Raw genomic sequence first — 23,487 nt, forward strand, 5'->3', positions numbered from 1 at the left:
TCGGGGCATGACGCCCAAAGGAGCAGAAAGCAGCGTTCCGTGCCCGCCGCGGCAGAGCGGTCTCGACGAGCGGATCACCGCGGCGCTGGTCGGGGCCGCCGTCGGGGACGCGCTGGGCGGCCCCGTCGAGGGATACTCCCCCGACCAGATCACCGACCGCCACGGCGGCCGCGTGCACGGCGTCGTGGGCCCCTGGCACGGCGACGACTGGCGCACCGCCCGCCCGATCGCCCCGTACCACAAGGGCGACGGCCACGTCACCGACGACACCCTGATGACCCACGCGCTGGTCCGGGTCTACGCCCGCGTCCGCGACCACCTCGACGCGTACGCGATCGCCGACCACCTGGTCCCCGACCTGATGACGAACCCGCGCTGGATCCCCGAGCTGGAGGCGGAGGCGCTGCCGCTCCAGCGCCTGTTCCTCGCCGAGAAATGGCTCGTGGCGCGGCTGGCGTACGGCCACGCCGACCCACGGGAGGCGGGCGTCGGCAACATCGTCAACTGCGGGGCCGCGATGTACATGGCCCCCGTCGGCCTGGTCAACGCGGCCGACCCGGCCCGGGCGTACGCCGAGGCGCTGGACGTCGCGGGCGCGCACCAGTCGTCGTACGGCAGGGAGGCCGCCGGGGTGTTCGCCGCTGCGGTCGCCGCCGCCGCCACACCGGGCGCGACCCCGGACTCGGTGGTGTCCGCCTGCCTGTGCCTGGCGAAGGACGGCACCCGCGCGGCGATCGAGAAGGTATGCGAGGCGGCCCGCGCACACGGCGACTTCGAGTCGGCCCTGGTCCCGCTGCGGGAGGCGGTGGCCCCCTACGACACGGTCGGCCCCGACTACCGCGCCCCCTCGCTCGGCGCCCGCCGCCCCTCCCGGCTGCACTCCATCGAGGAACTTCCCGTCGCCCTGGGGATGCTGCTGGTCTCCGGCGGCGACTTCCGGCAGGCGGTCCTGGGCTCGGTCAACTACGGCCGCGACTGCGACTCGACCGCCACGATGGCGGGCGCCCTCGCCGGCGCCCTGGGCGCGCCGGTCCCCGAGGAGTGGTCCAAGACGGTGGCCGAGGCCAGCCGCCTCGACCTGTGGGAACCCGCCCGCACCCTCACCGGGGTCGCCCGGGAGATCTTCGCCCGGGACGTGGACCACCGCCGGGCGCACGAGCGGGCCTTCACGGAACTGGGAGGCGCGGCATGCTCCGACTGACCTGGGTGCAGCCGGAGGACCTGGTGGGCCACGAGCTGCGCCAGGCCCGCCTGGACGGCCGGGAACCGTCCAGGATCGAGGCCAGGTGGCGCGCGGCCGGCGGCCTGGACGCGCCGGAGCGGGCCGGGGCCTCCCCGCAGCGGGCCTCGCGCTACCTGCGGCTGCTCGCCGAGGACCTCCTGGACGAACTCGCCGATCTGCCCAGCGCGCTGGCCGAGGACGAGCCGACCGACCTGGAGCGGATCAGGGCCCGGTGCCCCGAGTGGCCCCCGCGGCCCCCGGCCCGAGCGGCCACCGCCCCGCCGGCCCTGGAGGCGTCGTGGCTGGGCCGGGCCGCCGGCTGCCTGCTCGGCAAACCCGTGGAGAAGCTGCCCCTGGAGGCCATCCGCGCCCTGGCCCGGTCCACCGGCAACTGGCCGCTGAGCACCTGGTTCACCGCGCGGGGCGTCCCGGGGGAACTGCTCGCCGCCCATCCGTGGAACCGCCGCTCCGCCGGTACCTCGCTCGCCGAGAACATCGACGGCATGCCCGAGGACGACGACCTCAACTACCCGTTGCTCAACCTGCTCCTGCTCCAGCGCCACGGGCGGGCCTTCACCACCGCGGACGTGGCCGGGCTCTGGCTGGACGAACTGCCGCCGGGCCGCGCCTTCACGGCCGAACGCGTCGCCTTCCGCAACCTCCTCAGCGGCATCGAACCTCCGCTCACCGCCCGCCACCGCAACCCGTTCCGCGAGTGGATCGGCGCGCTGATCCGCGCCGACGTGCACGGCTGGACCAACCCCGGCGACGCCGCGGCCGCCGCCGAGCAGGCCCACCGGGACGCCGTCCTCACGCACACCGCCAACGGCGTGTACGCGGCGATGTTCACGGCCGCCACGCTGGCCGCCGCGGCCGGCGGGGCCCCCGACGTCCACGCCTGTCTGCGCACCGGACGCGCGGTGGTCCCGGCCGGCTCCCGGCTGGCTCGGGCGGTCGACGAGGCCCTCGACCTGGCCGCGCAGCACCGGGACTTCGACGACGTCGTCGACGCCCTGCACGCCCGTCACGCCGCCACCCACCACTGGGTCCACGCCGTGCCCAACACCGCCCTGATCGCCGCCGCCCTCGCCCACGCGGACGGCGACTTCACCGGTTCCGTCTGCCGCGCCGTCTCCGGCGGCTGGGACACCGACTCCAACGGGGCCACCGCAGGCAGCGTCGCCGGACTCCTGGCCGGGGACCCGGGCGCGCTCCCGGACCGCTGGCGGACCCCGCTGAAGAACCGGCTCGCCACCTCGGTCGCCGACTTCGACGGCACCGGCTTCGACACCCTCGCCCACCTCACACACCTGGAGGCGACCCGCTCATGACCCACATCGCGGTCCTCGGCAGCATGAACATGGATCTCGTCGCCTACGTCGACAAGGCCCCGCAGCGCGGCGAGACGGTGACGGGACGGCAGTTCCGCACCATCCCCGGCGGCAAGGGCGCGAACCAGGCGATCGCCGCGGCCCGGGCCGGCGCCACGGTGTCGATGATCGGCGCAGTCGGCAACGACGGCTTCGGCGTGCGGCTGCGCGACACCCTCGAACACTCGGGGGTGGACACCGACTTCCTGCGCACGGTCGAGGGCCCTTCCGGCACCGCCCACATCGTGGTGGACGACGAGGGCGGCAACTCCATCGTCGTCGTCCCGGGCGCGAACGGCACCGTGGACCACCTGTCGCCCGGCGACGAGGGCGTGATCGCCACCGCCGACGCCCTGCTGCTCCAGCTGGAGATCCCGCAGGCCGCGGTCATCGCGGGCGCGGCGGCGGCCCGCCGGCACGGGGTCCGCACGATCCTCACCCCCGCCCCCGCCCAGCCGCTGGCGCCCGAACTCCTCGCCGCCACCGACCTGCTGGTCCCCAACGAGTACGAGGCGGTCACCCTCACCGGCCGGACCGACCCGCGGGAGGCGGCCGCCGCCCTGCTCGACCTGGTCCCGGAGGTCGTGGTCACCCTAGGCGCCACCGGCAGCCTGTACCTGGCCCGCGGCACCGAGCCGCTGGTGGTGCCCGCCCCGCGGGTGCAGGCGGTGGACTCCACGGGGGCCGGCGACACCTTCGTCGGCGCGCTCGCCGTGGCCCTCGCCGAGGAGAAACCGGTGCGCGAGGCACTGTCCTGGGCCGCCGCCGCGGCCGCCCTGTCCGTGCAGCGGGCGGGGGCCACGGCGTCGATGCCGTACCGCCAGCAGATCGAGGCGCAGTACACCGCATGACGACGACCGCCACGCACCCGCCCGTGAACGACCCACAGCCCCTGGCCGGCCTGCGGGTCCTGGACCTGGCCACCCTCTTCGCCGGGCCCATGGCCGCCACCCTGCTCGGCGACTACGGCGCCGAGGTGATCAAGGTGGAGCACCCGCGCCGGCCCGACCCGTCCCGAGGGCACGGCCCGGCCAGGGACGGCGTCGGCCTCTGGTGGAAGGTGCTCGGCCGCAACAAGCGCGCCGTCACCCTCGACCTGTCCAGGCCCGGCGGCCGCGCGACCCTGCTGCGGCTCGCCGCCACCGCCGACGTACTGATCGAGAACTTCCGCCCGGGCACCCTGGAGAAGTGGGACCTGGGATGGGCGGAGCTGTCCGCCGCCAACCCGCGGCTCGTCCTCACCCGGGTCACCGCCTTCGGCCAGTTCGGCCCGTACGCGCACCGGCCCGGCTTCGGCACCCTCGCCGAGGCGATGAGCGGATTCGCCGCCCTGACCGGCGAACCGGACGCGCCACCGACGCTCCCGCCGTTCGGGCTCGCCGACTCGGTCGCGGGCCTGGCGACCGCGTACGCCGTGCTGACGGCCCTGGCCGCGCGCGAGCGCACCGGCGCCGGGCAGGTCGTGGACATGGCGATCATCGAGCCGATCCTGGCGGTCCTCGGACCCCACCCCACCTGGTACGACCAGCTCGGCCACGTCCAGGAACGCACCGGCAACCGGTCCGCGAACAACGCCCCGCGCAACACCTACCGCACCGCCGACGGGCACTGGGTCGCCGTCTCCACCTCGGCCCAGTCGGTGGCGGAACGGGTGATGCGGCTGGTGGGCCGGCCGGAGCTGATCGAGGAGCCCTGGTTCGCCACGGGCGTGGACCGCGCGGCGCACGCCGACGTCCTGGACGAGGCGGTGGGCTCCTGGATCGCCTCCCGCACCCGTGACGAGGTGCTGGCCGCCTTCGAGAAGGCGGAGGCGGCCGTCGCCCCGGTCCAGGACGTACGGGACGTGGTGACGGACCCCCAGTACCGGGCGCTGGACACGATCACCACCGTCGACGACCCCGAACTGGGCCCGCTGCGCATGCAGAACGTCCTCTTCCGGCTCTCCTCGACCCCCGGCGCGATCCGCTGGGCCGGCCGGCCGCACGGCGCCGACACGGACGCCGTGCTCACGGAGCTCGGTCTCACCCCGGCCGAGCTGCGCGCCCTGCGCGAGGAGGGCGCCCTGTGACGCCGTTCCCGCTCACCTGGCTCTACGTCCCCGGTGACCGCCCGCACGTGGTGGCCAAGGCGCTGGCCGCGGGCGCCGACGTGGTGGTGATCGACCTGGAGGACGCGGTCGACCCGGACCGCAAGGAGTACGCGCGCGCCGCGACGGCCGAGCGCCTCGGCGAGGCCCAGCCGGTGCCGGTGCACGTCCGCGTCAACGCCCCGGACGGCCCCTGGGCGGCCGCCGACCTCGCGGCGCTGGCCACGCTGCCGGGGGTGTCCGGGCTGCGGCTGCCCAAGGTGGCCTCTCCGCGGCAGGTCAGGCAGGTCGCCGTGGACACCCCGCTGCCGCTGTACGCCCTGCTGGAGTCGGCGCTCGCCATCGAACACGCCTACGCCATCGCGGGCGCCCACCCGTCCCTGCGGGGCATCTCGCTCGGGGAGGCGGACCTCCGCGCCGACCTGGGGGTCCGGGCCGACGCCGGGCTGGACTGGCCGCGCTCCCGGGTGATCGTCGCCGCGCGTGCGGCGGGGCTGCCCCCGCCGCCGCAGTCGGTCCACCCGGACATCCGCGACCTGGACGCGCTCGCCGCGTCCTGCGCCCGGGGCCGTGCCCTCGGCTTCCTCGGCCGCGCGGCCATCCACCCCCGGCAGCTGCCGGTGATCGAACGGGCCTATCTGCCCACCGCGGCGGAGATCGAGCAGGCGGAGACGGTCATCAAGGCGGCGGCCACCACCGAGGGCGCCCAGGCGCTGCCCGACGGCCGCTTCGTGGACGCGGCGGTGGTGGCGGCGGCCCGGCGGACGCTGGCGCTGGCGCGCCGGCGCTGACCCCGGCACGACGAAGGGCGCCCCGGCTCTCCGGGGCGCCCTTCGCTGTCGTACGGCCGGGCCTCAGCCCTTCTTGGCCGACTCCGCCTCGTCCGCCGCCGCGGCGGGCTCCGCCTCGGCCGCGGCGTCGTCCCCGGCACCGTCCGGGTCCTTCGCGGCGCCCTGGTCCCCCGCCTTGTCGCCGGGCTTGTCGCCGGTCTTCGCGGCGGCGGCCGACTCCTCGGCGCCGGTCCGGTCGTCGCCCTCGGCAGCCGTCCCGGTGCCGTCGGCCGCGTCGCCGGAGGCGTCCGCGGCGGCTCCCGGCTCGACCACCGCTTCCCGGCCCGGCCGCTTCTTCGCCGAGACCACGATGTAGACCACCGCGAGCAGGAAGACGATCAGCGCGGTCCAGTCGTTGAGGCGCAGGCCCAGGATGTGGTGGGCGTCGTCCACCCGCATGTACTCGATCCAGCCGCGGCCCACGCAGTACGCGGCGACGTACAGCGCGAACGCCCGGCCGTGTCCCATCCGGAAGCGGCGGTCGGCCCAGATGACCAGGACGGCGACGCCGATGCACCAGAGGGACTCGTAGAGGAAGGTCGGGTGGTAGTAGCCCGGCACCCGGCCGCCCTCGGAGGACGTGATGTGCAGCGCCCACGGAACGTGCGTCTCGCGTCCGTACAGTTCCTGGTTGAACCAGTTGCCCCAGCGGCCGATGGCCTGGGCGAAGGCGATGCCGGGGGCGACGGCGTCGGCGTAGGCGGGCAGCGGGATGCCCCGGCGCCGGGCGCCGATCCACGCGCCGACCGCGCCCAGCGCGACCGCCCCCCAGATGCCGAGGCCGCCCTGCCACACCTTGAAGGCGTCCACCCAGTCACGGCCCTCGCTGAAGTACAGCTCGTAGTCCGTGATCACGTGGTAGAGCCGGCCGCCCACCAGGCCGAAGGGCACCGCCCAGACGGCGATGTCGGCGACCGTGCCGGCCCGCCCGCCCCGGGCGATCCAGCGCTTGTTGCCGAGCCAGACGGCGACGAAGACGCCGATGATGATGCAGAAGGCGTAGCCGCGCAGCGGAATGGGGCCGAGGTACAGCACCCCGTGCGACGGGCTGGGAATGTAGGCAAGTTCCATGGCAAGGTCGACGCTACCGTGCCGGGCCGCCCGGACGGCAGGCGGACCGGCAACGGGTCCGTAACGGGGACGTGAGAAAACCCCCTTACCGGTTGGCCGCTTCCACCATCTCCTTGAGCTTCGCCGGGGTCAGCGTCTGGTCCTGGTAGATGTTCTTGCCGTCGAGCAGGACCGTGGGCGTGCTGGAGAAGCCGCCGGCGCCGAAGGCCTTGTGGGACTTGTTCACCCAGTTGTCGTGGGTGCCGTTCTTCACGCAGGCGCGGAACGCGGGCGTGTCGAGGCCGTTCACCTTGCCGGCCAGCGCGATCAGCTTGGCGTTGTCCGCGAAGGCGTCGTCGGTCTCCTTGGGCTGGTTCGCGTACAGCACGTCGTGGTAGTCGCGGAACTTCCCGGCGTCCTGGGCGCAGGCCGCCGCGTTGGCCGCGCGCAGCGAGCCGGTGCCGCCGAGGTTGCCGTCGATCAGCCGGACCAGGTGGTACTCGATCCGGAGCTTGCCCGCGTCGGTCAGCTCGTGGAGCGTGGGCCGGTACATGGTCTCGAAGGACTGGCAGGCCGGGCAGCGGAAGTCCTCCCATACCGTGAGCGTCGCCTTGGCGCCGTCCTTGCCGACCGGGACCGCGAGGCTGTCCTTGCCCTGGGCGCCGGAGGGCGCCACGACCGGGCCCGCGCTGCCGCTCTTGTTCTTGCCCGCGTTCGCGGCGACCACGCCGATCACCGCCGCGAGCCCGAGGACGCAGACGACGCTCGCGCCGACGATCAGCGTGCGCCGTCGCTTCTCCGCGGACTTCTGCTTCTCACGCTCGACCGCCAGCCGCTCGCGGGCGGTGCGCTTTCCGTCACGGTTCTTCTCGCTCACATCCCAGGAACGAACCGGGGAGGCGCAGCGCGCCTCCCCGGACCGAGGTCCACTCGTTCGAGTGACCGAATCTTCCGTTGTGAACGACTACGGGCACCTTAGAGCGCCTAAAGCCGTCTACGGGCGCTTACGCCCGCCCACGCACGCCCTTCGCCAGGTCGCCGGCGAGCTCGCGGACGCCGTCGAGACCGGAGGCGTGGTCCGGGGCGTCCAGCATCCGCTTGACGAACGCCGAGCCGACGATGACGCCGTCGGCGAAGCCGGCGACCTCGGCGGCCTGGACGGCGTTGGAGACGCCGAGGCCGACGCAGACGGGCAGTCCCGTGCCGGTGGCCCGGGTGCGCTCGACCAGGTCGTGGGCCTGCGCGCCGACCGACTCGCGGGTGCCGGTGACGCCCATCAGCGAGGCCGCGTAGACGAAGCCGCTGCCCGCCGCGGTGATCTCGGCGAGCCGCCCGTCCTTGCTGCTGGGGGCGACCACGAAGACGGTGGCGAGACCGTGCTTCTCGGCGTGCTCACGCCACAGGGCCGACTCCTGGACCGGCAGGTCGGGCAGGATGCAGCCCGCGCCGCCCGCCTCGGCCAGCTCGGCGGTGAAGCGCTCGACGCCGTAGCGGTCGATGGGGTTCCAGTACGTCATCACGAGCACCGGCTTGCCGGTCGCCCCGTGGGCCTCGCGGACCGTGCGCATGACGTCCGCGATCTTGACCCCGCCGCGCAGGGCGATGTCGTCGGCGGTCTGGATGACGGGGCCGTCCAGGACCGGGTCGCTGTGCGGCAGACCGACCTCGACGACGTCGGCGCCGCCGTCGAAGACGGCCTTGACGGCCTCGATGCCACCGTCCACGGTCGGGAACCCGGCCGGGAGGTAGGCGATGAGCGCCGCCCGCCCCTCCGCCTTGGCGGCGGCGAGGGTGTCGGTCAGCAGCTGCACGTTCCCGCTCACTTGGCGTCCCCCTCGATCTCGGCGGTGTCGGCTTCGTTGGCGGCCACCTCGGCGTCGGTGTCGTAGAGGCCGAAGTAGCGGGCCGCGGTGTCCATGTCCTTGTCGCCACGGCCGGACAGGTTGACGACGATCAGCCCGTCCCTGCCCAGCTCCCGGCCGACCTCCAGGGCGCCGGCGAGGGCGTGGGCGCTCTCGATGGCCGGAATGATGCCCTCGGTGCGGGACAGCAGGCGCAGCGCCTGCATGGCGGCGTCGTCGGTGACCGCGCGGTACTCGCCGCGGCCGCTGTCGCGCAGGTACGAGTGCTCCGGGCCGACGCCCGGGTAGTCCAGGCCGGCCGAGATGGAGTACGGCTCGGTGATCTGGCCCTCCTCGTCCTGCAGGACGTAGGAGCGGGAGCCGTGCAGGATGCCGGGCTCGCCCGCGGTCAGGGTGGCCGCGTGCTCGCCGGTCTCCACGCCGTGCCCGGCCGGCTCGCAGCCGATCAGGCGGACGCCCTCGTCGGGGATGAAGGCGTGGAAGAGGCCGATGGCGTTGGAGCCGCCGCCCACGCAGGCGACGGCGGCGTCGGGCAGACGGCCGGTCCGCTCCAGGACCTGGCGCCGCGCCTCGACCCCGATGACCCGGTGGAAGTCGCGGACCATGGCCGGGAACGGGTGCGGCCCCGCGACCGTGCCGAACAGGTAGTGGGTGCGGTCGACGTTGGCGACCCAGTCCCGGAACGCCTCGTTGATGGCGTCCTTGAGGGTGCGGCTGCCGGACTTCACGGCGACGACCTCGGCGCCCAGCATGCGCATGCGGGCCACGTTCAGGGCCTGGCGCTGCGTGTCGATCTCGCCCATGTAGATGGTGCAGTCGAGGCCGAACAGGGCGCAGGCGGTGGCCGTCGCGACGCCGTGCTGGCCCGCTCCGGTCTCGGCGATGACGCGGGTCTTGCCCATCCGCCGGGTGAGCAGAGCCTGGCCGAGCACGTTGTTGATCTTGTGGGAGCCGGTGTGGTTCAGGTCCTCGCGCTTGAGGAACACCCGGGCGCCGCCGGCGTGTTCGGCGAACCTCGGCACCTCGGTGAGGGAGCTGGGGCGGCCGGTGTAGTGGACGAGCAGGTCGTCGAGCTCGCGGGCGAACTCGGGGTCGGCCTTGGCCTTCTCGTACTCGACGGCGACCTCGTCCACGGCGGCGACGAGTGCCTCCGGGATGAACTTGCCGCCGAACGCGCCGAAGTAGCCCTCGGCGCTGGGCACCTGGCCGCTGGGGTCAGGGATGAAGAACTCGCTGGGCATGCGGAAACCTCACGGTGAGTGTGTGTGGGAAGGACACGGTTCGCCGTGGGGGCGGGGTGATCGTCCGGCCGCGGGCCGTCAGTGGCGGCTCGCGGCCACGCGGCGCGGCCGCGCGTCCGGGCACAGCCCCGCGCCCCCGTAGGGGCGCCGCTGCCATCGCATGCCGTTGACCTGCCCGGGCTCGTCACCGATGACGTACCGCACCCGGCGGCCGTGCACCCTGCGGGCGGGCGCGCGGCAGCCACGGGGCCGGCAGCCGCGCGCCAGGCGCGCGTACCGGTCCGTGGCCGTGCGGGGTGCGGTCGGGGTCATCGTGGTCGTCCCTCGCTCAGCCGCGGCCGTGCCGCAGCGCGGGGTGCTCGCCCGCCGCGACCAGGTCGGAGACGGCCGCCTTCGGGTCCCGCCCGGTGACGAGGGACTCGCCCACCAGGACCGCGTCGGCGCCCGCGTTGGCGTAGGCGATGAGGTCGTGCGGCCCGCGCACGCCGGACTCGGCGACCTTGACGATGTGGTCGGGGATCTCCGGGGCGACGCGCTCGAACGTGCCGCGGTCGACCTCCAGCGTCTTCAGGTTGCGGGCGTTGACGCCGACGATCCGGGCGCCGGCGTCCACCGCGCGCTCGACCTCGTCCTCGTCGTGCACCTCGACCAGCGGGGTGAGGCCGATGGAGACCGCGCGCTCGATCAGCGACTCCAGGGCCGGCTGGTCCAGGGCGGCGACGATGAGCAGCGCGAGGTCGGCGCCGTACGCCCGGGCCTCCCAGAGCTGGTACGACGTGACGATGAAGTCCTTGCGCAGGACCGGGATGTCCACGCGGGCACGGACGGCCTCCAGGTCGGCCAGCGAGCCACCGAAGCGGCGCTGTTCGGTCAGCACCGAGATGACGGCGGCGCCGCCCGCCTCGTAGTCGGCGGCGAGCCCGGCCGGATCGGCGATCGCGGCCAGCGCGCCCTTGGAGGGGCTGGAGCGCTTGACCTCGCAGATGACCTTGACGCCGTCGCCCTTGAGCGCGGCCACTCCGTCCTTGGCGGGGCGGGCCTTGGCGGCACGCTCCTTGAGCTCGTCGAGGGTGACGCGTGCCTGCCGCTCCGCGAGGTCGGCACGGACTCCGTCGATGATCTCGTCGAGCACACTCACGCGAGCGGCCCCCTTCCAGACGGTCGTTCCTTCGGGCTCTCGAAAACCCGTGGTCAATGCGATGGTATCCGGAGGTCCACGAAGGCCCTGCATCCGAGCTATAGCGGTCCCACGACCTGGACGTCCCCGCGGGCGGTCACGGGTGCAGCCAGCCGCCGGACGGCAGGTTGCGCACGACCGTGAAGACCAGCAGCAACGCGCCGACCGCCCACATCCGGGCGCGCCCTGGCTCGAACCGCACCGCCCGGCCGCGCGCGGCGCGGACCACCCAGACGGTCCACAGCACCGCGAAGCCGAGGTAGGCGGCCACGCCCGCCGCGTTGTCGTGCAGCGCGGTGACGAGGTCGCCGTGGACGAAGGCGTGCGCGCTGCGCAGTCCGCCGCAGCCGGGGCAGTACAGGCCGGTGAGCCGGTACAGGGGGCACACCGGGTAGTGGCCGGGCTGGTTGGGGTCGACGGCGCCGACGTACGCGAAGGCCCCGGCGACGGCCGCCAGGAGGCCGGCCGGGACGGCGAGCCGGTTCCACAGCGCCGGGGGCGGGGTGGTGCGTGGTGCGGTGCGGCTGTCGGCGGTCACGCTGGCATTGTGCCCCGCGCGCCCGCCGCACGCGCGCGAGGGGCGGCCCGGACCGTCACCGGTCGGGGCCGCCCCTCACGGGAAGGCGCGGGAAGCCGGGTGCTCAGCCCTCGGCGCCGGCGGGCTCGCGGACCGGGGCCGGGGCCGTGTGCGCGAGCGTGTGCGTCTGCTTCGGCTGGCCGAGGCCCATGGCACGCATGACGGCGCCGACGACACCGCCCAGAGCGATGATCACCATGCCGGCCCAGAAGCCGAGCGGCTGGGCCATCACCATGAAGGCGCCCGCGACGCAGAAACCGATGAAGGCGATGATGACACCGGTCCAGGCGGCCGGGGTGTGACCGTGGCTGCTGCCCGCCATGACTTGCTCCTCGTTGCTGTGTACGTGACGAAGTTCGCGTCGTACGTGTACGTGTCCGGGTCCGCCCGTCCCTGTCCGAGCCGGACGCTCACCGACCATTGTCCCGTACGCGGGTGTCCGCCGGACGCGGGGGTGACGTCTGGTTCGCCACATCCGGCGGCGGTGCGGGACGCGGCTCCGGCGGCGGTGCGGGACGCGGCTCAGGGGCCGGTCGGGTCCTCGCCGCGGTCGAGGGCCTTCCAGATCTCCTCGGGGCGCTCCGGGTCCACCGGGCGGGCCGTGCGCCGGGGCCGGTCGGTGCCGCGCTCGTAGCGGCCGGACATGGCGGGCCAGGTCCTTCCGAAGCGCAGGGCGAGGAGCCCGGCGAGCAGGATCAGGACGCCGCCGGCGACCGCGACGTACGGCCAGCCGGTGTGGCCGAGGGCGGCGACCGTTGCCGAGGTGTCGCCGGTGGCCTGCGCGGCCTTCTCGTCGAGCGAGGAGCCGTCGGAGGCGCCGGCGAGGGAGGCGGCGGCGATGCCGGCGCCGGAGAGCGTGAGCAGGGCGGCGACGGCGACGCGGCCGGCCCCGCGGACGGCGAAGACGGCGACGAGGGCGGCGAGACCGACTATGGCGAGAGCCGCGGGGACGCCGGTGACGTCGCTGCCCTTGGCGGTCAGCGGGAACGCGCCGCCGGCCACCGTGGCGGTGCCCTCCGACCAGCGCTGCCGGGTCGCGAGCAGCGTCACGGCCGCGCCGAGGGCACCGCACAGCAGGGCCACGGCGAGGCTCCGCCGGCCGGACCGGGCGGGTGCGGCGGCTTCGGAACGGGGGTGAGGTACGGCTGTCACGTACTCCACTATCGCCTGAACCCCGGGCGAACCGTCACCCGGGGTTCGTCACAGGTACGCTCAGGCCCGGCCGAGCCGGTTGGCGGTGTGCACCGCGCGCAGCACCGCGGCGGCCTTGTTGCGGCACTCCTGGTCCTCGGCGACGGGGTCGGAATCAGCGACGATGCCCGCGCCCGCCTGGACGTAGGCGGTGCCGTCGCGGAGCAGGGCGGTGCGGATCGCGATGGCGGTGTCGGAGTCGCCGGCGAAGTCGAGGTAGCCGACGCAGCCGCCGTACAGACCGCGCCGGGAGGGCTCGAGCTCGTCGATGATCTGCATGGCGCGCGGCTTGGGGGCGCCGGAGAGGGTGCCCGCCGGGAAGCAGGCGGTCAGCACGTCGAACGCCGTACGTCCCTCGGCGACCTTGCCGGTGACGGTCGACACGATGTGCATGACGTGCGAGTAGCGCTCGACGGACATGAAGTCCACGACCTCCACCGAGCCGGGCTCGCAGACCCGGCCGAGGTCGTTGCGGCCGAGGTCGACGAGCATCAGGTGCTCGGCGCGCTCCTTGGGGTCGGCGAGCAGTTCCTCGGCGAGCGCCTGGTCCTCCTGCGGGGTGGCACCGCGGTGCCGGGTGCCGGCGATGGGGTGGACCATCGCGCGCCCGTCCTCGACCTTGACCAGCGCCTCGGGGGACGAGCCGACGACGTCGAAGGCACCTCCGTCCCCGAGGGGGAACCGGAACAGGTACATGTACGGGGAGGGGTTGGTGGCCCGCAGCACCCGGTACACGTCCAGCGCGCTCGCCGTGCACGGCGTCTCGAAGCGCTGCGAGGGGACGACCTGGAAGGCCTCGCCCGCGCGGATGCGCTCCTTGACGTCCTCGACGGCCCGCTGGAAGTCGGGGCCGCCCCAGCGGGCGGTGTACGCCGGCAGTTCGGAGGGGGGCAGGACGGCGGGCGGCTGGGCGACCGGGCGCGCGAGGTCCGCCTCCATGGCGTCCAGGCGGGCCACCGCGTCCGCGTGGGCCTCGTCGACGCCGGTGTCGAGGTCGTTGTGGTTGATCGCGTTGGCGATCAGCAGGACCGAGCCCTCCCAGTGGTCCATGACGGCGAGGTCGCTGGTGAGGAGCATGGTCAGCTCGGGCAGTCGCAGGTCGTCGTGCTCGCCGGGGCCGATCTTCTCCAGGCGGCGGACGATGTCGTAGCCGAGGTAGCCGACCATGCCGCCGGTGAAGGGCGGCATGCCCTCCTGGTGCGGGGTGTGCAGGGTCTGGATGGTCGCCCGCAGGGCGGCCAGCGGGTCGCCCTCGGCCGGGACGCCGACGGGCGGGGTGCCGAGCCAGTGGGCCTGTCCGTCCCGCGCGGTGAGCATGGCGGCGCTGCGGACGCCCACGAAGGAGTAGCGGGACCAGGAGCGGCCGTTCTCCGCGGACTCCAGCAGGAAGGTGCCGGGGCGTTCGGCGGCGAGCTTGCGATAGAGCGCGACCGGGGTGTCGCCGTCGGCGAGGAGCTTGCGCGTGACCGGGATGACGCGCCGGTCGGTGGCGAGCTTGCGGAAGGTCTCGAGGTCCATGGCGGCCGACCCTACTGATCCGTGCCCGGGGCGCCGGAACCGGCGTCCTTGAGGAGCACGTCCTCGTCGAAGCAGGTGCGCGCGCCGGTGTGGCAGGCGGCGCCCACCTGGTCGACCTTGACCAGCACGGTGTCGGCGTCGCAGTCCAGGGCGACGGACTTCACCCACTGGAAGTGGCCCGAGGTGTCGCCCTTGACCCAGTACTCCCGGCGACTGCGCGACCAGTAGGTGCAGCGGCCGGTGGTGAGCGTGCGGTGCAGCGCCTCGTCGTCCATCCAGCCGAGCATCAGCACCTCGCCGGTGTCGTACTGCTGGGCGATGGCGGGCAGGAGTCCGTCGGCGCTGCGCTTGAGGCGCGCGGCGATCTCCGGGTCGAGGCCGCTGGGCCGGGGTGTGGTCGAACTGGTCATGGGTGCCATTGTGCCGCGCGGCAGGGTCGGTGACGGTCCGTGTCCACGAGGCGGACCGCCGCGGCCGGTGCGGGGTCGCCGGGGGCACCGGAAGGACGGTGCCCGCTGGGCGGACGCGGTACGGGGTCGTAGGCTGACGGCATGTCGACCTTCGCCAAGCGTGAACGGCTCCTGCTCGCCGACCTCTTGGAAACCGTCGGACCGGACGCCGAGACCCTCTGCGAGGGCTGGCGGACCCGGGACCTGGCCGCGCACGTGGTGGTGCGCGAGCGCCGGCCGGACGCGGCGGGAGGTGCGCTGATCAAGCCACTGGCCTCGCGTCTGGAGAAGGTGCAGGCCGAGTACGCGGCCAAGCCGTACCAGGAGCTGATCCAGCTGATCCGTACCGGTCCGCCGCGCTTCTCGCCCTTCCAGCTCAAGCAGATCGACGAGGCGGCCAACATCGTCGAGTTCTACGTCCATACCGAGGACGTCCGGCGCGCCCAGCCGGACTGGAGCCCGCGCGAGCTGGACGCCGTGTTCCAGGACGCGCTGTGGTCACGTCTGGAGCGCACGGCACGGCTGGTGGGCCGGGGTGTGCCGACCGGTCTGGTGCTGCGCCGCCCGGACGGCCAGACGGCGGTCGCGCACCGCGGCACGCCGGTGGTCACGGCGACCGGGGAGGCGTCGGAGCTGCTGATGTTCGTCTTCGGCCGGCAGAGCGCGGCCAAGGTGGAGCTGGACGGCGAGGAGGACGCGATCACCCGGCTGCACGAGTCCAGGCAACTGGGCATCTGAGTCCGGGCCACCGGGCACCCGCGAGAGAGGACCCGCCATGATCAAGGTGGCGATGACCAGTGTGTTCGTGGACGACGTGGCCACCGCGCACGCCTTCTACACGGGGGTGCTGGGGTTCGAGACCCGGCTGCACATGGATCTGGGCGGCGGCACGCTGTTCGTCACGGTCGGAGCACCCGAGGGCGCCCAGCCGGACCTGCAGCTGCTGCTGGAGCCCGGCGAGGGTCCCCTCGCGGAGCCGTACCGCAAGGGCCTGTACGAGGCGGGGCTCCCGTGCATCGTCTTCTCGGTGGACGACCTGCGCGCGGAGTACGACCGGCTGCGCGGGCTCGGCGTCCGGTTCACGCATCCTCCGCAGGAGCAGGGCCCTGTGCTGGCTGCGGTGTTCGACGACACGGTCGGCAACCTGGTCCAGTTGACCCAGCCGATCGGCTGAGTCTCAGCGCGGCAGTTCGGCGCGGCGCAGGGCGGGGACGCACAGGGCGACGACTCCGCCGAGACCGCAGACGACGGCGCTGACCACGAACACCGGGCCGAGTCCCCAGGCGCCGATGGCGGCGGCCGCGAAGGGCATGCTCAGCGGGGCGAGGCCGAGGCTGACCAGGCTGGAGACGGCGGTGACCCGGCCGAGGCGGGCGGGGTCGGCCTGGGTCTGCAGCAGGGCCCCGCACATGGCGCCGCTGAGTCCGGCGAGCAGTCCGATGAGCAGGGCCGTGCCGACGGCCGCGGCGAGGCTGGGCGCGTAGGCGAGGGCGCCGATGGCGACCGAGCCCGCGAGGATGGCGCAGGCGGCGACCAGTCCGGCGCGCGGCAGCCGTCCCCGGACGGTGAGCAGCAGCGAGGCGGCGCCCGCGCCGACGCCGAACGCGGCGAGCACCGAGCCCATGCCCGAGGCGCCCCAGCCACGCTGGTCGGCGAGCAGGGTGAGGCCGACGTTGAGCGGGCCGACGAAGCCGAAGTCGCCGAGGGCGATGGTGATCATCAGCGGGGCCAGGACGCGGTGGCGGCGGACGTAGGCGAGGCCGGCCCTGAGGTCCCGCCAGGCGCTCGTCTCCCGGCCGTCCCGCCGGTCGTCCTCGGGAAGGTCCCTGACCCGGACGGAGTACAGCAGGGGCACCGAGACCGCGATGAGCAGTCCGGCGAGCGCGAAGGCGGCGGCCGCGCCGCCGACCGCCACGCCGAGGCCGCCGAGCGGTGCCCCGACGACGCCGGCGAACCGGATCGCGAGGCCGCGCATGCCCTGCACCCGGGCGAGCTGCGGCTTGCCGGTGATCCTGGCCGGCAGGGCGCCGACGGCGGGCATGAACACGGCGTCGACGGTGCCGAAGAGGAAGGCCAGCAGGGCGAGCGGCCACAGTCCGGGGCTGGTGACGAACAGCAGGGCGGCCACCGCGAGGACGGCGGCGCAGCGCACGGCGTCGCTGCCGATGACGACGCGGCGCGGGCCGAGCCGGTCGGCCAGCACTCCCCCGCCGAGCATGAGCACGGCCCTCGGCAGCGCGCTGACCGACATCACGACGCCGGCCTCGGCGGGGGTGCCGGCCTGGACGGCGGCCCAGGACAGGGCGATGTAGTAGATGCTGTCGCCCAGCATCGAGGAGGTGTAGGCGCCGAGCCAGCGCAGCACGTTCGGGTCGCGGTGGGCGGGGCGGTCCTCGGCGGCGGGGGCCGGGGGTATGAGGATGTCGGTCACGGGAGGTGCCCTTCTCAGACGCGGAACGGGAAGCCGTACACATGCAGCGCGACGTGCTCGCGCCTCTGGCCGTCGCCCGCGGCCTCGCGGTCACGGGCGAGCTCGTCGTACCTCTTGATCACGTCGAGCAGTTCGCGCTTCATCTCTGCGAGTTCGGCGGGGGTGAGGCGCAGCAGCGACTCGGAGTCGGAGGACGCCTCGTTCCACTCGCGGCCCCAGGCCGCGCGCTGGTCGAGGTAGGTGCGGTACATCTCGGAGCGCTGTTCCTGGAAGAGCCGGGAGGCGGCGACGTGGGCCGCGGCCTTCTCGGGCGCGTCCCGGAAGTCCCGGTCGCGGATGGAGACGCCCTGGGTGGCCGGCTGCCACCAGCGCTCCCGGGCGTCGGCGCTGCGCGGTTCGGCCTCCTCGACGAGGCCGTGCTCGGCGAGCTTGCGCAGGTGGTAGCTGACGAGGGAGACCGCTTCGTCGACCTGTTCGGCGAGTTGGGACGCGGTGGCGGCCTCGGCGGCGAACAGCAGCCGGTAGAGCTTCATACGCAGGGGGTGGGCCAGTGCCTTGAGGGTGCCCAGATCCGTGATCTGCCGCTGTTCTCTGCTTGCCATGCCCACGACCCTAGATGCGAAAGAAAAATTGCACAACAGATATTGCGCAACTTCTCTTTCGCGTCCTCCTCCTCTTTCGCCTCTCTCCTATGTCCGGGCACGAGAAGGCCCCGGCGCCCTCGCGGGGCGGCCGGGGCCCTGGTCTCAGCGGGTCGTCACCGCACCGGATGACCCGCCTCCCGCAGCGTCTGCTTCACCTCGCCGATCCGCAGGTCGCCGAAGTGGAAGACGGAGGCGGCCAGGACGGCGTCCGCGCCCGCGTCGACGGCCGGCGGGAAGTCGGCCAGCCGGCCCGCGCCGCCGGAGGCGATCACCGGGACGGTGACGTGCTTGCGGACGGCCGCGATCATCTCCAGGTCGTAGCCGTCCTTGGTGCCGTCGGCGTCCATGGAGTTCAGCAGGATCTCCCCGGCGCCCAGTTCGGCGGCGCGGTGCGCCCACTCGACGGCGTCGATGCCGGTGCCCCTGCGGCCGCCGTGGGTGGTCACCTCGAAGGAGCCGGACTCGCTGCGGCGGGCGTCCACCGACAGCACCAGCACCTGCCGGCCGAACCGCTCGGCGATCTCGCGGATCAGGTCGGGGCGGGCGATGGCCGCCGTGTTCACGCCGACCTTGTCGGCGCCGGCCCGCAGCAGCCGGTCCACGTCCTCGGCCGTGCGGACGCCGCCGCCGACGGTCAGCGGGATGAACACCTGCTCGGCGGTGCGGCGCACCACGTCGTAGGTCGTCTCCCGGTTGCCCGAGGACGCGGTGATGTCCAGGAACGTCAGCTCGTCGGCGCCTTCGGCGTCGTACACCTTGGCCATCTCGACGGGGTCGCCCGCGTCGCGCAGGTTCTGGAAGTTGACGCCCTTGACGACCCGGCCGTTGTCCACGTCCAGGCAGGGGATGACTCGGATGGCCAGGGTCATGCCGTCACTCCTCGGAACGCCTCCACCTCGACCTCGACGACCAGGCTGGGGTCCACGAAGCCGGAGACAATGATCATGGATGCGGCGGGCCGGACGGCGTCGAACAGCTCCTTGTGGGCGCGGCCGACATCGTCCACGTCACGGGCGTGCGTGAGGTACATGCGCGTGCGGACGACGTCGTCACGGCCGAGCCCCAGCTGCCCGAGCGCCGCCAGGGCGACCTTGAACGCATTGACCGCCTGCTCGTACGGGCCGCCCCCCGCGATCTGCCCGTCCACGATGGACGTGCAGCCCGAGACCAGGACCAGGCCGTTCGGCAGCTCCACCGCGCGGGAGTAGCCGAACTGCTCCTCCCAGGGCGCGCCGGTCGACACGCGTCGGACGTCGCTCACTCGGCCACCGCCTCCAAGGCCTCTTCCAGGGTGAACGCCTTCGCGTACAGGGCCTTCCCGACGATGGAGCCCTCGACACCGAGGGGTACCAGCTCGGCGATCGCGCGGAGGTCGTCCAGCGACGACACGCCGCCGGACGCCACGACCGGCCGGTCCGTGGCCGCGCAGACGTTGCGCAGCAGCTCCAGGTTCGGGCCCTGGAGGGTGCCGTCCTTGGCGATGTCGGTGACCACGTAGCGGGCGCAACCCTCCTTGTCGAGGCGCGCCAGCGTCTCGTAGAGGTCGCCGCCGTCGCGGGTCCAGCCGCGGCCGCGCAGGGTGGTGCCGCGCACGTCGAGGCCGACGGCGATCTTGTCGCCGTGCTCGGCGATGACCTTGGCGACCCACTCGGGGGTCTCCAGGGCCGCGGTGCCGAGGTTCACCCGGGTGCAGCCGGTGGCGAGGGCCGCGGCGAGGGTGTCGTCGTCGCGGATGCCGCCGGACAGCTCCACCTTGATGTCCATCGCCCTGGCGACCTCGGCGATCAGCTCCCGGTTGTCGCCCGTGCCGAAGGCGGCGTCGAGGTCGACCAGGTGCAGCCACTCGGCACCGGAGCGCTGCCAGGCGAGGGCGGCCTCCAGCGGGGAGCCGTAGGACGTCTCGGTCCCGGACTCGCCGTGCACGAGGCGGACGGCCTGGCCGTCACGTACGTCGACGGCGGGGAGGAGTTCGAGCTTGGCCATGGTCTACAGGGTTCCGATCCAGTTGGTGAGGAGCTGGGCGCCGGCGTCGCCGGACTTCTCGGGGTGGAACTGGGTGGCCCACAGGGCGCCGTTCTCCACGGCGGCCACGAACGGCTCGCCGTGCGTCGACCAGGTGACCTTGGGGCTCTCGATCAGCGGGTTGTGCGTCTCCAGGGACCAGTCGTGGACCGCGTAGGAGTGCACGAAGTAGAAGCGGGCGTCCGCGTCGAGGCCCGCGAAAAGCTGGGAGTCGGCCGGGGCAGTCACGGTGTTCCAGCCCATGTGCGGGACGACGTCGGCCTTGAGCGGCGCGACCGTGCCGGGCCACTCGTCCAGGCCCTCGGCCTCCACGCCGTGCTCGATGCCGCGGGCGAACAGGATCTGCATGCCGACGCAGATGCCCATCACCGGGCGGCCGCCGGACAGCCGCCGGTCGACGACCCAGTCGCCGCGGGCGGCGCGCAGCCCCTGCATGCAGGCCGCGAAGGCGCCGACGCCGGGCACCAGCAGGCCGTCGGCGTTCATCGCCCTGTCGAAGTCACGGGTGATCTCCACGTCGGCGCCCACGCGCGCGAGGGCGCGCTCGGCGGACCGGACGTTGCCGAAGCCGTAGTCGAAGACGACCACCTTCTTCGAAGCGCTCAATTCCACACCTCCAGCCGCATGACACCGGCCACGAGGCACATGGCCGCGCCGATCGAGAGCAGCACGACGAGGCTCGCGGGCATCTTCTGCTTGACGAAGGAGATGATGCCGCCGACGAGGAAGAGGCCGACGACGATCAGGAGGGTCGAGAGACCGTTCATGGATTTACAGCGCGCCCTTCGTGGACGGGAGGATGCCGGCCGCGCGCGGGTCGCGCTCGCTGGCGTAGCGGAGCGCCCGGGCGAGCGCCTTGAACTGGCACTCCACGATGTGGTGCGCGTTGCGGCCGTACGGCACGTGGACGTGCAGCGCGACCTGGGCCTGGGCGACGAAGGACTCCAGGATGTGCCGGGTCATGGTGGTGTCGTACTCGCCGATCATCGGCGCCATGTTCTCGGGCTCGGTGTGCACGAGATAGGGGCGGCCGGACAGGTCGACGGTGACCTGAGCGAGGGACTCGTCCAGCGGGACGGTGCAGTTGCCGAAGCGGTAGATCCCCACCTTGTCGCCGAGCGCCTGCTTGAAGGCGGCGCCGAGCGCGAGGGCGGTGTCCTCGATGGTGTGGTGGGAGTCGATGTGCAGGTCGCCGTCGGTCTTCACGGTCAGGTCGAACAGGCCGTGCCGGCCGAGCTGGTCGAGCATGTGGTCGTAGAAGCCGACACCGGTCTTGATGTCGGTCCGCCCGGTGCCGTCGAGGTCTATCTCGACCAGGACCGAGGTCTCCTTGGTGGTGCGCTCGATTCGTCCGACGCGGACATCGCGAGTCATGCCTCAAGCTCCTTCTTCAAGTCCCGTACCGCGTCGAGGAACGCGTCGTTCTCCGCCGGGGTGCCGGCGGACACCCGCAGCCACCCCGGTACGCCGTTGTCCCGGACCAGGACGCCCCGGTCGAGGATCTTCTGCCAGGCCCCGTGGGTGTCGTCGAACCGGCCGAACTGCACGAAGTTGGCGTCGGACTCGACGACGTCGTAGCCGGTCGCGCGCAGCTCGGCGACCAGCCGGTCCCGCTCGGACTTCAGCTGCTCGACGTACCCCAGCAGCGTGTCGGTGTGCTCCAGGGCGGCCAGCGCGGTCGCCTGGGTGATCGCCGAGAGGTGGTACGGCAGCCGTACGAGCTGGACGGCGTCCACGACCGCCGGGTCGGCGGCGAGGTACCCGAGGCGGAGTCCGGCGGCGCCGAACGCCTTCGACATGGTGCGGGAGACGACGAGGTGCGGCCGGCCGGCCAGCAGCGGCAGCAGCGAGTCGCCGTGGCTGAACTCGACGTACGCCTCGTCCACGATCACCATGGACGGCTTGGCCGCCTGGGCCGCCTCGTACAGCGCGAGGACCGTCTCCGGCGGGACCGCGTTGCCGGTGGGGTTGTTGGGGGTGGTGATGAACACGACGTCCGGGCGGTGCTCGGCGATGGCGCGCTCGGCGGCGGCCAGGTCGATCGTGAAGTCCTCGGCGCGCGGGCCGGAGATCCAGCCGGTGCCGGTGCCGCGCGCGATGAGCGCGTGCATGGAGTACGACGGCTCGAAGCCGATCGCCGTGCGGCCGGGGCCGCCGAAGGTCTGCAGCAGCTGCTGGATGACCTCGTTGGAGCCGTTCGCCGCCCACACCTGCTCGACGCCGATCGGGTGCTTCCCGGTGCGCGTCAGGTACCTGGCCAGCTCGGTGCGGAGCTGGACCGCGTCCCGGTCCGGGTAGCGGTTCAGGTCGCGGGCGGCCTCCCTGACCCGTTCGGTGATCCGCTCGACCAGCGGCTCGGGCAGCGGGTAGGGGTTCTCGTTGGTGTTCAGCCGTACGGGTACGTCGAGCTGGGGCGCGCCGTAGGGGGACTTGCCGCGCAGCTCGTCCCGGACGGGAAGATCGTCGATGCCTGTCACTTGCCTTCCGGAACCTTCCAGCCGAAACGAGCCTTGATCGCCGCGCCGTGCGCGGGCAGGTCCTCCGCCTCCGCGAGCGTCACCACGTGGTGCGCGACGTCGGCCAGCGCGTCCTTCGTGTAGTCGACGATGTGGATGCCGCGCAGGAAGGACTGGACGGACAGGCCGGAGGAGTGGCAGGCGCAGCCGCCGGTCGGCAGCACGTGGTTGGAGCCGGCCGCGTAGTCGCCGAGGGAGACCGGCGCCCAGGGGCCGATGAAGATCGCGCCCGCGTTCTGCACGCGGTCGGCGACCGCCGCGGCGTCGGCGGTCTGGATCTCCAGGTGCTCGGCGCCGTAGGCGTCGACCACCCGCAGTCCCTCCTCGACGCCGTCGACCAGCACGATCGCGGACTGCCTGCCCGCGAGGGCGGGGCGGATGCGGTCCTCGATGTGCTTGGTGGCCGCGATCTGCGGCTCCAGCTCCTTCTCCACGGCGTCGGCCAGTTCGACCGAGTCGGTGACCAGGACGGCCGCCGCGAGCGGGTCGTGCTCGGCCTGGCTGATCAGGTCCGCGGCCACGTGCGCCGGGTCGGCGGTGTCGTCCGCGAGGACCGCGATCTCGGTGGGTCCGGCCTCGGCGTCGATGCCGATCTTGCCGGTGAAGTAGCGCTTGGCGGCGGCCACCCAGATGTTGCCCGGGCCGGTGACCATGTTGGCGGGCGGGCAGGACTCGGTGCCGTGGGCGAACATCGCGACGGCGGTGGCGCCGCCGGCCGCGTAGACCTCGTCCACGCCGAGCAGGGCGCAGGCGGCGAGGATCGTCGGGTGCGGCAGCCCGCCGAACTCGGCCTGGGCCGGGGAGGCGAGCGCGATGGAGCGCACCCCGGCCTCCTGGGCCGGCACCACGTTCATGATCACGGACGAGGGGTAGACGGACCGGCCGCCGGGCGCGTAGAGCCCGACCCGCTCGACCGGCACCCACTTCTCGGTCACGGAGCCGCCGGGCACGACCTGGGTGGTGTGCGTGGTGCGGCGCTGCGCGCGGTGGACCATGCGTGCCCGCCGGATGGACTCCTCCAGGGCCGCGCGCACGGCCGGGTCGAGGGCCGCTAGCGCGTCGGTGAGCGCCTGGGCGGGCACCCGCACCGATTCCAGCCGCACTCCGTCGAATTTCTCGGCGAAGTCGATCAGCGCCGCGTCGCCACGATGATGCACGGCCTCGCAGATCGGGCGCACCTTCTCCAGGGCGGCCTGAACGTCGAAGTCGGCTCGGGGCAGCAGGTCGCGCAGGGCGGGTCCCTCGGGAAGGGCGTCGCCGCGCAGATCGATTCGGGAGATCACAGGGTCAATTCTCTCAGA

General features: G+C 73.5%; 28 protein-coding genes. 7 read left to right on the forward strand and 21 right to left on the reverse strand.

The annotated features are described in order from the left end of the window. The first annotated feature begins 7 nt into the window (after window positions 1-7). The 5 genes from PV343_RS21690 to PV343_RS21710 are packed head-to-tail and all read left to right on the forward strand — an operon-like array spanning window position 8 to window position 5,469. Window positions 8-1,201, forward strand: a complete 1,194-nt coding sequence (locus PV343_RS21690) for an ADP-ribosylglycohydrolase family protein (RefSeq protein WP_319148615.1) — start codon at window positions 8-10, stop codon at window positions 1,199-1,201. Then, complete coding sequence (locus PV343_RS21695; protein WP_319148616.1) at window positions 1,189-2,553, forward strand: ADP-ribosylglycohydrolase family protein; 1,365 nt, start codon at window positions 1,189-1,191, stop codon at window positions 2,551-2,553. Before PV343_RS21690 ends, PV343_RS21695 begins: the two co-directional genes overlap by 13 nt. After that, complete coding sequence (gene rbsK / locus PV343_RS21700) at window positions 2,550-3,443, forward strand: ribokinase (RefSeq protein ID WP_319148617.1); 894 nt, start codon at window positions 2,550-2,552, stop codon at window positions 3,441-3,443. The genes PV343_RS21695 and rbsK overlap by 4 nt, the downstream gene beginning before the upstream one ends. Then, window positions 3,440-4,660, forward strand: a complete 1,221-nt coding sequence (locus PV343_RS21705) for a CaiB/BaiF CoA transferase family protein (RefSeq protein WP_319148618.1) — start codon at window positions 3,440-3,442, stop codon at window positions 4,658-4,660. Before rbsK ends, PV343_RS21705 begins: the two co-directional genes overlap by 4 nt. Then, complete coding sequence (locus PV343_RS21710; RefSeq protein ID WP_319148619.1) at window positions 4,657-5,469, forward strand: HpcH/HpaI aldolase/citrate lyase family protein; 813 nt, start codon at window positions 4,657-4,659, stop codon at window positions 5,467-5,469. Before PV343_RS21705 ends, PV343_RS21710 begins: the two co-directional genes overlap by 4 nt. Before the next feature lie 63 nt (window positions 5,470-5,532). Here the strand turns inward: PV343_RS21710 and lgt are convergent, their stop codons facing one another. From lgt to hisI, 11 genes are all read right to left on the reverse strand, one after another. Next, entirely contained in the window at window positions 5,533-6,579 is a 1,047-nt protein-coding gene (gene lgt, locus PV343_RS21715) for a prolipoprotein diacylglyceryl transferase (protein WP_319148620.1), read from the reverse strand. A gap of 85 nt (window positions 6,580-6,664) precedes the next feature. Continuing rightward, window positions 6,665-7,435: a DsbA family protein gene (locus tag PV343_RS21720; RefSeq protein WP_319148621.1), complete on the reverse strand. Its 771-nt coding sequence runs from the start codon at window positions 7,433-7,435 to the stop codon at window positions 6,665-6,667. Between the two features lie 127 nt (window positions 7,436-7,562). Continuing rightward, complete coding sequence (gene trpA / locus PV343_RS21725) at window positions 7,563-8,381, reverse strand: tryptophan synthase subunit alpha (protein ID WP_319148622.1); 819 nt, start codon at window positions 8,379-8,381, stop codon at window positions 7,563-7,565. After that, entirely contained in the window at window positions 8,378-9,661 is a 1,284-nt protein-coding gene (trpB, locus tag PV343_RS21730) for a tryptophan synthase subunit beta (protein ID WP_319148624.1), read from the reverse strand. The genes trpA and trpB overlap by 4 nt, the downstream gene beginning before the upstream one ends. Before the next feature lie 78 nt (window positions 9,662-9,739). Next, window positions 9,740-9,973, reverse strand: coding sequence for a tryptophan biosynthesis modulator TrpM (trpM, locus tag PV343_RS21735; protein WP_319148625.1), 234 nt, complete (start codon window positions 9,971-9,973; stop codon window positions 9,740-9,742). A 16-nt stretch (window positions 9,974-9,989) separates the two neighbouring features. Next, a complete protein-coding gene (gene trpC, locus PV343_RS21740) occupies window positions 9,990-10,799 on the reverse strand; it encodes an indole-3-glycerol phosphate synthase TrpC (RefSeq protein ID WP_319148626.1) in 810 nt (269 codons plus the stop codon). Between the two features lie 136 nt (window positions 10,800-10,935). Next, complete coding sequence (locus tag PV343_RS21745) at window positions 10,936-11,376, reverse strand: DUF2752 domain-containing protein (protein ID WP_319148627.1); 441 nt, start codon at window positions 11,374-11,376, stop codon at window positions 10,936-10,938. 103 nt (window positions 11,377-11,479) lie between these two features. Beyond that, window positions 11,480-11,737, reverse strand: coding sequence for an HGxxPAAW family protein (locus PV343_RS21750; protein ID WP_319148628.1), 258 nt, complete (start codon window positions 11,735-11,737; stop codon window positions 11,480-11,482). Between the two features lie 200 nt (window positions 11,738-11,937). Then, window positions 11,938-12,576 (reverse strand): TIGR02234 family membrane protein, encoded by a 639-nt coding sequence (locus tag PV343_RS21755; RefSeq protein WP_319148629.1) that lies wholly within the window; start codon window positions 12,574-12,576, stop codon window positions 11,938-11,940. A 51-nt stretch (window positions 12,577-12,627) separates the two neighbouring features. Beyond that, complete coding sequence (locus PV343_RS21760; protein WP_319148630.1) at window positions 12,628-14,124, reverse strand: anthranilate synthase component I; 1,497 nt, start codon at window positions 14,122-14,124, stop codon at window positions 12,628-12,630. Window positions 14,125-14,135: 11 nt separating this feature from the next. Beyond that, entirely contained in the window at window positions 14,136-14,543 is a 408-nt protein-coding gene (gene hisI / locus PV343_RS21765; RefSeq protein WP_401699453.1) for a phosphoribosyl-AMP cyclohydrolase, read from the reverse strand. Between the two features lie 132 nt (window positions 14,544-14,675). Here hisI and PV343_RS21770 point away from each other — a divergent pair, with 132 nt between their 5' ends. Together PV343_RS21770 and PV343_RS21775 are read left to right on the forward strand one after the other, a co-directional pair. Further along, window positions 14,676-15,311: a TIGR03085 family metal-binding protein gene (locus PV343_RS21770; RefSeq protein ID WP_317442813.1), complete on the forward strand. Its 636-nt coding sequence runs from the start codon at window positions 14,676-14,678 to the stop codon at window positions 15,309-15,311. Window positions 15,312-15,348: 37 nt separating this feature from the next. Continuing rightward, complete coding sequence (locus PV343_RS21775) at window positions 15,349-15,747, forward strand: VOC family protein (protein WP_020939441.1); 399 nt, start codon at window positions 15,349-15,351, stop codon at window positions 15,745-15,747. Window positions 15,748-15,750: 3 nt separating this feature from the next. On the opposite strand, the gene PV343_RS21780 is transcribed toward PV343_RS21775, so the two are convergent. The 10 genes from PV343_RS21780 to hisD all read right to left on the reverse strand — a co-directional run bounded on the left by PV343_RS21780 (window position 15,751) and on the right by hisD (window position 23,469). Then, complete coding sequence (locus tag PV343_RS21780; protein WP_319148632.1) at window positions 15,751-17,004, reverse strand: MFS transporter; 1,254 nt, start codon at window positions 17,002-17,004, stop codon at window positions 15,751-15,753. Between the two features lie 14 nt (window positions 17,005-17,018). Beyond that, a complete protein-coding gene (locus tag PV343_RS21785) occupies window positions 17,019-17,606 on the reverse strand; it encodes an ArsR/SmtB family transcription factor (RefSeq protein WP_319148633.1) in 588 nt (195 codons plus the stop codon). Window positions 17,607-17,761: 155 nt separating this feature from the next. Then, window positions 17,762-18,517 (reverse strand): imidazole glycerol phosphate synthase subunit HisF, encoded by a 756-nt coding sequence (hisF, locus tag PV343_RS21790; protein WP_319148634.1) that lies wholly within the window; start codon window positions 18,515-18,517, stop codon window positions 17,762-17,764. Continuing rightward, entirely contained in the window at window positions 18,514-18,909 is a 396-nt protein-coding gene (locus PV343_RS21795; protein WP_317442817.1) for a RidA family protein, read from the reverse strand. The genes hisF and PV343_RS21795 overlap by 4 nt, the downstream gene beginning before the upstream one ends. Next, window positions 18,906-19,631, reverse strand: coding sequence for a bifunctional 1-(5-phosphoribosyl)-5-((5-phosphoribosylamino)methylideneamino)imidazole-4-carboxamide isomerase/phosphoribosylanthranilate isomerase PriA (gene priA, locus PV343_RS21800; protein ID WP_133922148.1), 726 nt, complete (start codon window positions 19,629-19,631; stop codon window positions 18,906-18,908). The genes PV343_RS21795 and priA overlap by 4 nt, the downstream gene beginning before the upstream one ends. 3 nt (window positions 19,632-19,634) lie before the next feature. Then, the gene (gene hisH, locus PV343_RS21805; protein ID WP_387953977.1) at window positions 19,635-20,282 is read right to left on the reverse strand and encodes an imidazole glycerol phosphate synthase subunit HisH; all 648 of its coding nucleotides are present in this window, start codon (window positions 20,280-20,282) and stop codon (window positions 19,635-19,637) included. After that, a complete protein-coding gene (locus tag PV343_RS21810; RefSeq protein WP_319148636.1) occupies window positions 20,273-20,437 on the reverse strand; it encodes a hypothetical protein in 165 nt (54 codons plus the stop codon). Before PV343_RS21810 ends, hisH begins: the two co-directional genes overlap by 10 nt. Before the next feature lie 4 nt (window positions 20,438-20,441). Next, window positions 20,442-21,044 (reverse strand): imidazoleglycerol-phosphate dehydratase HisB, encoded by a 603-nt coding sequence (gene hisB, locus PV343_RS21815; RefSeq protein WP_020939449.1) that lies wholly within the window; start codon window positions 21,042-21,044, stop codon window positions 20,442-20,444. Then, window positions 21,041-22,147 (reverse strand): histidinol-phosphate transaminase, encoded by a 1,107-nt coding sequence (locus tag PV343_RS21820; protein ID WP_319148637.1) that lies wholly within the window; start codon window positions 22,145-22,147, stop codon window positions 21,041-21,043. Before PV343_RS21820 ends, hisB begins: the two co-directional genes overlap by 4 nt. Next, a complete protein-coding gene (gene hisD, locus PV343_RS21825; protein WP_319148638.1) occupies window positions 22,144-23,469 on the reverse strand; it encodes a histidinol dehydrogenase in 1,326 nt (441 codons plus the stop codon). Before hisD ends, PV343_RS21820 begins: the two co-directional genes overlap by 4 nt. Window positions 23,470-23,487: the final 18 nt, after the last annotated feature.

This window comes from Streptomyces sp. WI03-4A (assembly GCF_033792105.1).
In the GTDB taxonomy this organism is placed as follows: domain Bacteria; phylum Actinomycetota; class Actinomycetes; order Streptomycetales; family Streptomycetaceae; genus Streptomyces; species Streptomyces collinus_A.

What these genes read in the sequence shown, in the direction of transcription:
- PV343_RS21750 (WP_319148628.1), bottom strand. Translation starts at nt 11,737, where the DNA reads ATGGCGGGCAGCAGCCACGGTCACACCCCGGCCGCCTGGACCGGTGTC.
- PV343_RS21705 (WP_319148618.1), top strand. Translation starts at nt 3,440, where the DNA reads ATGACGACGACCGCCACGCACCCGCCCGTGAACGACCCACAGCCCCTG.
- PV343_RS21770 (WP_317442813.1), top strand. Translation starts at nt 14,676, where the DNA reads ATGTCGACCTTCGCCAAGCGTGAACGGCTCCTGCTCGCCGACCTCTTG.
- hisF (WP_319148634.1), bottom strand. Translation starts at nt 18,517, where the DNA reads ATGACCCTGGCCATCCGAGTCATCCCCTGCCTGGACGTGGACAACGGC.
- PV343_RS21695 (WP_319148616.1), top strand. Translation starts at nt 1,189, where the DNA reads ATGCTCCGACTGACCTGGGTGCAGCCGGAGGACCTGGTGGGCCACGAG.
- PV343_RS21810 (WP_319148636.1), bottom strand. Translation starts at nt 20,437, where the DNA reads ATGAACGGTCTCTCGACCCTCCTGATCGTCGTCGGCCTCTTCCTCGTC.
- hisI (WP_401699453.1), bottom strand. Translation starts at nt 14,543, where the DNA reads ATGGCACCCATGACCAGTTCGACCACACCCCGGCCCAGCGGCCTCGAC.
- rbsK (WP_319148617.1), top strand. Translation starts at nt 2,550, where the DNA reads ATGACCCACATCGCGGTCCTCGGCAGCATGAACATGGATCTCGTCGCC.
- priA (WP_133922148.1), bottom strand. Translation starts at nt 19,631, where the DNA reads ATGGCCAAGCTCGAACTCCTCCCCGCCGTCGACGTACGTGACGGCCAG.
- PV343_RS21775 (WP_020939441.1), top strand. Translation starts at nt 15,349, where the DNA reads ATGATCAAGGTGGCGATGACCAGTGTGTTCGTGGACGACGTGGCCACC.
- hisB (WP_020939449.1), bottom strand. Translation starts at nt 21,044, where the DNA reads ATGACTCGCGATGTCCGCGTCGGACGAATCGAGCGCACCACCAAGGAG.
- PV343_RS21785 (WP_319148633.1), bottom strand. Translation starts at nt 17,606, where the DNA reads ATGGCAAGCAGAGAACAGCGGCAGATCACGGATCTGGGCACCCTCAAG.
- lgt (WP_319148620.1), bottom strand. Translation starts at nt 6,579, where the DNA reads ATGGAACTTGCCTACATTCCCAGCCCGTCGCACGGGGTGCTGTACCTC.
- PV343_RS21690 (WP_319148615.1), top strand. Translation starts at nt 8, where the DNA reads ATGACGCCCAAAGGAGCAGAAAGCAGCGTTCCGTGCCCGCCGCGGCAG.
- trpM (WP_319148625.1), bottom strand. Translation starts at nt 9,973, where the DNA reads ATGACCCCGACCGCACCCCGCACGGCCACGGACCGGTACGCGCGCCTG.
- PV343_RS21760 (WP_319148630.1), bottom strand. Translation starts at nt 14,124, where the DNA reads ATGGACCTCGAGACCTTCCGCAAGCTCGCCACCGACCGGCGCGTCATC.
- trpB (WP_319148624.1), bottom strand. Translation starts at nt 9,661, where the DNA reads ATGCCCAGCGAGTTCTTCATCCCTGACCCCAGCGGCCAGGTGCCCAGC.